6 protein-coding genes are annotated in these 7,805 nt (G+C 66.7%); 3 read left to right on the forward strand and 3 right to left on the reverse strand.

What is annotated here, in order from left to right:
• Positions 1-9: 9 nt before the first annotated feature.
• Complete coding sequence (gene hrpA / locus KIT86_RS02365; protein WP_297394675.1) at positions 10-3,882, reverse strand: ATP-dependent RNA helicase HrpA; 3,873 nt, start codon at positions 3,880-3,882, stop codon at positions 10-12.
• A gap of 74 nt (positions 3,883-3,956) precedes the next feature.
• Between hrpA and argA the strand changes: the two genes are divergently transcribed.
• Positions 3,957-5,297, forward strand: coding sequence for an amino-acid N-acetyltransferase (argA, locus tag KIT86_RS02370; RefSeq protein ID WP_297394677.1), 1,341 nt, complete (start codon positions 3,957-3,959; stop codon positions 5,295-5,297).
• Positions 5,298-5,324: 27 nt separating this feature from the next.
• Here the strand turns inward: argA and KIT86_RS02375 are convergent, their stop codons facing one another.
• The gene (locus KIT86_RS02375) at positions 5,325-5,813 is read right to left on the reverse strand and encodes a disulfide bond formation protein B (RefSeq protein WP_297394696.1); all 489 of its coding nucleotides are present in this window, start codon (positions 5,811-5,813) and stop codon (positions 5,325-5,327) included.
• A 118-nt stretch (positions 5,814-5,931) separates the two neighbouring features.
• The gene (locus KIT86_RS02380) at positions 5,932-6,702 is read right to left on the reverse strand and encodes a ferredoxin--NADP reductase (RefSeq protein ID WP_297394680.1); all 771 of its coding nucleotides are present in this window, start codon (positions 6,700-6,702) and stop codon (positions 5,932-5,934) included.
• A 275-nt stretch (positions 6,703-6,977) separates the two neighbouring features.
• Here KIT86_RS02380 and KIT86_RS02385 point away from each other — a divergent pair, with 275 nt between their 5' ends.
• Both KIT86_RS02385 and KIT86_RS02390 read left to right on the forward strand, forming a co-directional pair.
• Positions 6,978-7,259, forward strand: coding sequence for an oxidative damage protection protein (locus tag KIT86_RS02385; RefSeq protein ID WP_297394683.1), 282 nt, complete (start codon positions 6,978-6,980; stop codon positions 7,257-7,259).
• Between the two features lie 14 nt (positions 7,260-7,273).
• The coding region (locus KIT86_RS02390; RefSeq protein WP_297394686.1) for an FAD-dependent oxidoreductase at positions 7,274-7,805 on the forward strand (532 nt) is incomplete at its 3' end.

The following is a 7,805-nucleotide window of genomic DNA, read 5'->3' on the forward strand; positions in this document are numbered from 1 at the left end:
GGCCCGGACTCAGGCGTTGAGCTGCGTCCAGGCCTTCTCCAGCCGCTTGACGCTCACCGGTTGAGGTGTGCGGAGTTCCTGCGCAAAGAAGCTGACCCGCAACTCCTCCAGCAGCCAGCGCAGTTCCTGCAAGCGGGCGTCCTGCACGCCCTTGCGCTCGGCCACCAGCCGCCAGAAGCGCTGGTCCTGCGGTCGCAGTTCAGCCAGCTTGGCAGCGTCGCGCGCAGGGTCGGCGCGCAGCTTGTCCAGACGCAATTGCACGGCTTTGAGATACCTCGGCAGGTGCTGAAGTTGTGCGTAAGGCGTCTGCAGGAGGAAGCGTTTGGACACCAGTCGCTGGAGCTGCTGTGAGATGTCGGCGGCCACGTCCGCCGGGGGTTTGCTGTCCTTGAGCTTGCGCGCCGCTGCGGCGTATTCCGTGAGCACGGTGCCTGCCGTGCGGGCGATCTCGTTGGCGATCAGCGTCAGGCGCCCCCGGCCCTCCTCCACGCGCCGCTTGAAAGCGGCCTCGTCGGCGGGCAGCGGGTCAACGAGAAAAGCGCGGTCGAGCGCGAGTTCCAGGATCTGAGAGCGCAGCTCTTCCATCGTGCCGCCGCCCGCCTCCTTGCCCACCTGCATGTAGGCCACACCCATGGCCTGCAGGCCGGGCAGGTTTTTCTCGAGGTACTTGAGCGCGTCGCGAATCTGCAGCGCGAACAGGCGGCGCAGGCCCTCGCGGTGGCGTGCCTGGGCGACCTCGGGTTCGTCGAACACCTCGATGCGCACCGCCTCGCCGTCGTCCACCAACGCGGGGAAGCCGATCAGGGTCTGCTGGCCCTGGCGGATTTCCATCAGTTCGGGCAGTTCACCGAAATCCCAGCTGGTGTGGCGCTGGGCCGCGCTCATGGCTGGGGCCGTGGGAGCGGTGGCCTTGGCCGCGGGCGCTGGGTCCCCCCTGGCGGGTGCGGCAGGCGGCGGCGCCGCGCGCAGGCCTTCCATCTTGAGCGAGGCCAGGGCCTGGAAGGCACCCCGCGCCTGCGCGCCCAGTTCGGCCTTGAGCGCGGCGAGGTTGCGCCCCTGGCCCAGCTGACGGCCATGTTCGTCGACCACGCGCAGGTGCATGAAATGGTGCGCGCTGAGCATGTCGACCTTGATGTCGTTGCGCTGGATGTCGAGTTGCGTGGCCTCGCGCACGAGCTTGAGCAGGGCGTCCATGAGGTTGCCCGCACCGAAGGTGGCGGGCTCGCACAGCGTCTGCACAAAACGCTCGGCGGTCGCAGGCAGGGGCACCAGCCGGGAGCGCGGACGCTGATGAAGGGTCTTGAGCAGTGCCAGCACCTTCTCCTTCAGCATGCCTGGCACCAGCCAGTCGCAGCGGTCTTCGCTGGCCTGGTTGAGCGCAAAGATCGGCAGCGTGACCGACAGGCCATCCCTCGGGTCGCCCGGCTCGTGCAGGTAGCTGCACGCACAGTCCACGCCGCCCAGGCGCAGTGTCTTGGGGAAGGTCTGCGTGGTAATGCCCGCGGCCTCGTGCCGCATCAGTTCCTCGCGCGTGAGCAACAGGAGCTTGGGGTTCTCGCGCACAGCGTTCCGATACCAGCGCTCCATCGAGGCGCCATTGCAGATGTGTGCGGGCAGTTGCTGGTCGTAGAAGGCGTAGATCAGCTCGTCATCGACCAGCACATCCTGCCGGCGCGACTTGTGCTCGAGCTCGGCCACCTGTCGCACCAGCTTCTGGTTCGCGGCCAGGAACGGCAGGCGCGTCTCCCATTCGCCGGCCACCAGCGCCTCGCGGATGAAGATGTCGCGCGCGCCGGCCGGGTCCACCTTGCCGTAGTCGGTGCGGCGATTGCTGTACACCACCAATCCGTAGAGCGTGGCGCGCTCCAGCGCCGTCACCTGCGCGGCTTTTTTCTCCCAGTGCGGGTCGAGCAATTGCTTCTTGATCAGGTGCCCACCCACCTGTTCCAGCCAGAGCGGTTCGATGCTGGCGATGCCACGCCCGAACAGACGCGTGGTCTCCACCAGTTCGGCGCAGACGATCCAGCGCCCAGGCCGCTTGCTCAGGTTCGCGCCGGGGTGGCGGTGGAACTTGATGCCACGCGCGCCCAGGTACCAGTCCTCACTTTCGTGCTTCTGCCCCACGTTGCCCAGCAGGCCGGCCAACATCGCCAGGTGCAGCTGCTCGTAGCTCGCGGGCTTGTCATTGAGTTTCCACTGGTGTTCAGCCACCACGGTGTGCAGCTGGGAATGAATGTCGCGCCATTCGCGCACGCGCCGCACATTGACAAAGTTCTCGCGCAGCACGCTTTCGTACTGCCGGTGGCTCAGCTTGTGGTCCTTGCCGTGCCCCCCCTTGGTGTCCTCCAGCCATTTCCAGAGCTTGAGCGTGCCGCTGAATTCGCTTTTTTCGTCGTCGAACTTGGCGTGCGCCTGGTCGGCCTGTGCCTGCTTGTCCAGCGGGCGATCGCGCACATCCTGCACGCTCAGGGCCGCGGCAATCACCAGCACCTCGTCGAGCGCGCCGCGCTGCTGCGCCTCCAGGATCATGCGGCCTACGCGCGGGTCCAGCGGCAAGCGAGAGAGGGTCTGGCCAATCGGCGTGAGCTCGTTGGACTCGTCCACCGCGTTGAGTTCGGCCAGCAACTGGTATCCGTCGACGATGGCGCGCTTCTGCGGCGCTTCGATGAAGGCGAAATCTTCCACCGCGCCCAGCCGCAAGGCCTTCATGCGCAGGATCACGCCGGCGAGCGAGCTGCGCAGGATCTCGGGGTCGGTGAACGCAGGGCGCGCAGCAAAGCCGGCTTCGTCGTAGAGGCGGATCGCAATGCCATCGGCCACGCGGCCGCAGCGGCCGGCACGCTGGTTGGCTGCGGCCTGGCTGATCGGCTCCACCATGAGCTGCTCGACCTTCTGGCGGAAGCTGTAGCGCTTGACGCGGGCGGTGCCGGCATCGATCACGAAACGGATGCCCGGCACGGTGAGCGAAGTCTCGGCCACGTTGGTCGAGAGCACGATCCGCCGGCCGCTGTGGTCCTGAAAGATGCGGTCCTGCTCGGCCTGCGACAGGCGCGCGAACAGTGGCAGCACCTCGGCATTGCGCAAAGTGGGGACATGGCTCAGGTGCTTGCGCAAGTGGTCGGCCGCCTCGCGGATCTCGCGCTCGCCGGGCAGGAAGACCAGGATGTCGCCGCCGGCCGGGCCACGCCAGAGTTCGTCCACCGCATCGGCAATGGCGTTGTTCAAGTCGTAGTCGCGGCTTTCTTCGAAGGGGCGCCAGCGCACCTCCACAGGAAAGGTGCGGCCCGAGACCATGAGCACGGGCGCGGGCCCCTTGGCCGAGGCGAAATAGCGCGCGAAGCGGTCGGCATCAATGGTGGCCGAGGTCACCACCACCTTGAGATCCGGCCGGCGCGGCAGCAGCTGCCGCAGGTAGCCCAGCAGGAAATCGATGTTCAGGCTGCGCTCATGCGCCTCGTCGATGATGATGGTGTCGTAGGCGCGCAGGTCTGGGTCGGTCTGCGTTTCGGCGAGCAGGATGCCGTCGGTCATCAGCTTGACAGACGCGTCCTTGGACAAGCGGTCCTGGAAGCGCACCTTGTAGCCCACCACCTCGCCCAGCGGTGTCTTGAGTTCCTCCGCGATGCGCTTGGCCACACTGGAGGCGGCGATGCGGCGCGGCTGCGTGTGGCCGATCAGCTGGCCCCGCTGACCCGGTCTGGCATTGCACTTGCCACGGCCCATGGCCAGCGCGATCTTGGGCAACTGCGTGGTCTTGCCCGAGCCGGTTTCGCCGCAGACGATGACCACCTGGTGCTCGCGCATGGCCGCCTCGATCTCGTGGCGGCGGGCCGAGACGGGCAGGGTCTCGGGAAATTCGATGTGCAACGGCGTGGAGGACAAGGGGGAACTTCGGTCAAAATCGGGCAACCAGCCATTATCCGCGCCCGGCCCACCGCCTGCCCGCCCACCGCCCCATGTCCACCGTCTTCAACTTCACCTTTGTCCCCTGGTTCCGCTCGGTCGCACCCTACATCCACAAGCACCGTGGCAACACCATCGTGGTCGGCATCGCGGGCGAGGCCATCGCGGCCGGCAAGCTGGAGAAGCTGGCGCAGGACCTCGCGCTGATCCAGAGCATGGGCGTGGACATCGTGCTGGTGCACGGCTTCCGGCCGCAGGTGAACGAGCAGCTGCGCCTCAAGGGCCACGAGGCGAAGTACTCACACGGCATGCGCATCACCGACGAGGTGGCGCTCGACTGCGCCCAGGAGGCGGCTGGCCAACTGCGCTACGAAATCGAGGCGGCGTTCAGCCAGGGCTTGCCCAACACGCCCATGGCGGGCGCCACGGTGCGTGTGATCTCGGGCAACTTCATCACCGCCAGGCCCGTGGGCTTGATCGACGGCGTGGACTTCATCCACTCGGGCCTGGTGCGCAAGGTGGACACCGACGGCATCCAGCGGACCCTGGACATGGGTGCGATGGTGCTGCTCTCGCCCTTCGGCTTCTCGCCCACCGGCGAGGCTTTCAACCTCACCATGGAGGACGTCGCCACCTCGGTGGCCATCGCGCTGCAGGCCGACAAGCTGATGTTCCTCACCGAGGTGCCGGGCATCCGCATCGATCAGGCCGACCCGGAAAGCGACATCGACACCGAACTGCCGCTGGCCGACGCCAAGAAGATGCTGGCCGCCCTGCCCTCCGCCACGCAGCCCACCGACACCGCGTTCTACCTGCAACACTGCATCCGCGCGTGCGAAGGCGGCGTGGACCGCAGCCACATCCTGCCTTTTTCGGTGGACGGCGCGCTGCTGCTCGAGATCTACACCCACGACGGGATCGGCACCATGGTGGTGGACGAAAAGCTGGAGAGCGTGCGCGAGGCCACGATGGACGATGTGAGCGGTATCGTCGCGCTGATCGAACCGTTCGAGAAGGACGGCACCCTGGTCAAGCGCGACCGCACGGAGATCGAGCGTGACGCGGGCAACTACACCATCATTGAGCACGATGGCGTGATCTTCGGTTGCGCGGCGCTCTACCCGTATCCGGAAGAGCGCACCGGTGAGATGGCCGCGCTCACCGTATCACCCCAGACGCAGAGCCAGGGCGACGGCGAGCGGCTGCTCAAGCGCATCGAGACCCGGGCCAAGGCGCAAGGCCTGCAGAGCATTTTCGTGCTCACCACGCGCACCATGCATTGGTTCGTCAAGCGCGGCTTCGTCCAGGTCAGCGCCGACTGGCTGCCCGAGGCGCGCAAGCGCAAGTACAACTGGGACCGCAAAAGCCAGGTGCTGGTGAAGAAGCTCAACTGAAGAGGGCCGGCGCCGGCCCGAACCGCCTCAGGCGGCGGGGCGCCTGACCCAGAGCGCCGCGGCCAACAGCGCGATGGCCAAGAAGCACAGGAAGGACCAGTTCGCGATGGACAGGCCGAGGAAGGTCCAGTCGATCACCGAACAATCCCCGCTGCCGCGAAAGATCATGGGGATGGCACGGCGCAGCGGAAAGGCCTCGATCATCCCGAAGAAGTCGCGCCCGCAGCTCATGATCTCGGGCGGGTTCCATTGCAGCCAGCTCTGGCGCGCGGCCGTGAAAGCGCCGAGGACCGCGAACAGGCCCATCAGCGCGATGCCCCCCTGCCGCGCGACGCGGCCGTTCAACATCGCCGAGAGGCCGGCCACCAGCGCCACCGCCACCAGCGCATAGCGCTGCACGATGCACATCGGACAAGGCTCCAGGCCCACCACGTGCTGCAGGTACAGGCCAAAGGCCAGCATGGCGACGCAGGCAGCGGCCACCAGGGCCAGTATGCGGCGGGGGTGCTGGGTCAGGGGCGACGTATGGCCAGGGAAAAAAGAGGCGATCAAGGGGATTCCTGAAATGGGAAGAACGCCGCCGCCGGGCGGAACAGTTCACTGAGCCCGGTGGCCCACGGCAAGTTCCCCTACCTCAGCTCACGAAGGCGCGCTCAATGACGAAGTCGCCCGGCGTCGTGGTATTGCCTTCCTTGAAGCCGCGCTTCTCGCACAAGGCCTTGAGGTCGCGCAGCATCTCGGGGCTGCCGCAAATCATCACACGATCCTCGGCCGGGTTCAGTGGCGGGATGCCCAGGTCCTTGGCAATCACACCGTCGGCCAGCAACTGGGGAATGCGACCTTGGTGCATGAAGGGCTCGCGCGTGACCGTGGGGTAGTACAGCAGCTTCTGCTGCACGGCCTCGCCCAGAAACTCATCCTGCTTGAGCTGTTCCGTGATCAGTTCGCGGTAGGCCAGTTCCTTGACCTGGCGCACACCGTGCACCAGCACGACCTGCTCGAAGCGCTCGTAGGTTTCCGGGTCGCGGATGACGCTCATGAAAGGCGCCAGACCCGTGCCCGTGCCCAACAGGTAGAGGCGTTTGGCCGGCAAGAGGTAGTCGATCAGCAAGGTGCCGGTGGGCTTGCGGCCGACCACGATGCTGTCACCCACCTGGATGTGCTGCAGGCGCGAGGTGAGCGGACCGTCCTGCACCTTGATGCTCAGGAACTCGAGGTGATCCGCCCAGTTCGGGCTGACGATGCTGTAGGCGCGCAGCAGAGGCTTGTCGTTCACCCGCAGGCCGATCATCGTGAAGTGGCCGTTGGAGAAACGCAGCGAGGTGTCGCGCGTGGTGGTGAAGCTGAACAGCCGGTCGGTCCAATGGTGAACGCTGAGCACGCGCTCTTCCAGAAATGCACTCATGAGAGATCCTGATGGGGTCGAACCCCGTATTGTAAAAAGTCGGGCCTGTCGTGCGGCTGACGGGTGACCGGCGGCCCCACTCGCAGGGCGGGCACCGAAACCTTGCTACAGTGGCGGCCTGCCCGGGACACCCGAGCCCCCGCGCTCACCACGGCGACCCATGCCGACGAACGAAGACGCCCGGATCATGCCGACGATTGGTCTGTTCTGGAACGAATAATTTCTTCAGTTCGTTATAACCAATCCATCTAACCCACACCTCTAGGACGCTTTTCATGGCACGCACCGTTCATTGCATCAAGCTCGGCAAGGAAGCCGAAGGCCTGGACTTTCCGCCCTATCCGGGCGAAATGGGCAAACGCCTGTACGAGAACGTGAGCAAGGAAGCCTGGGCTGCCTGGCTCAAGCACCAGACCATGCTTCTCAATGAAAACCGCCTGAACCTGGCCGATGCGCGCGCCCGCCAGTACCTCGCGCGCCAAATGGAAAAGCACTTCTTCGGCGAGGGTGCAGACGCCGCGGCCGGTTACGTGCCGCCGCCTTCCGAAGGCCACTGACCAGCGCCCTGGCCGTGCCACCACCCCAAGCGCGCCACGCCCTGGTGATCGGTGCCGGCCTGGCGGGTGCAGCGGTGTGCGCGGCCCTGTCCCGGCGAGGCTGGCGGCTCACGGTGATCGATGCCGCCAGCGGCCCAGCACAAGGCGCCTCGGCGCTGCCGGTGGGCATGCTCAGCCCCCACGTCACCCGCGCCCCCACCCCGCTGTCCCGCCTGTCTGCCCTTGGCGTGGCCGCCACCCGGGCGGAACTGCAGCGCCTGGTGCCTCAGGGCCAGGGCTGGCAGGCCTGCGAAGTGGACAACCTGGGACACGATGCGGGCCGCTGGCCGGCTGCCTTGGCGCGGCCTGCGGCCCTGGTACAGGCGTGGCTTGATGAGACCGCCCGCCTGACCGCGTTGCAGTGTCTGTGGCGGTCGTCCGTTCAGGCGCTGGCCCCCTCCGCCTTGGGTTGGCAGGCGCTTGACGCTCAGGGCCACTGCCTGGCCGAAGCCCCTGTGGCCGTGGTCACGGCGGCCTTTGGCAGCCACGCCCTGCTGGCGGGTCCCA

Origin of the sequence: Hydrogenophaga sp., from assembly GCF_026125825.1 — a bacterium.
In the GTDB taxonomy this organism is placed as follows: domain Bacteria; phylum Pseudomonadota; class Gammaproteobacteria; order Burkholderiales; family Burkholderiaceae_C; genus Hydrogenophaga.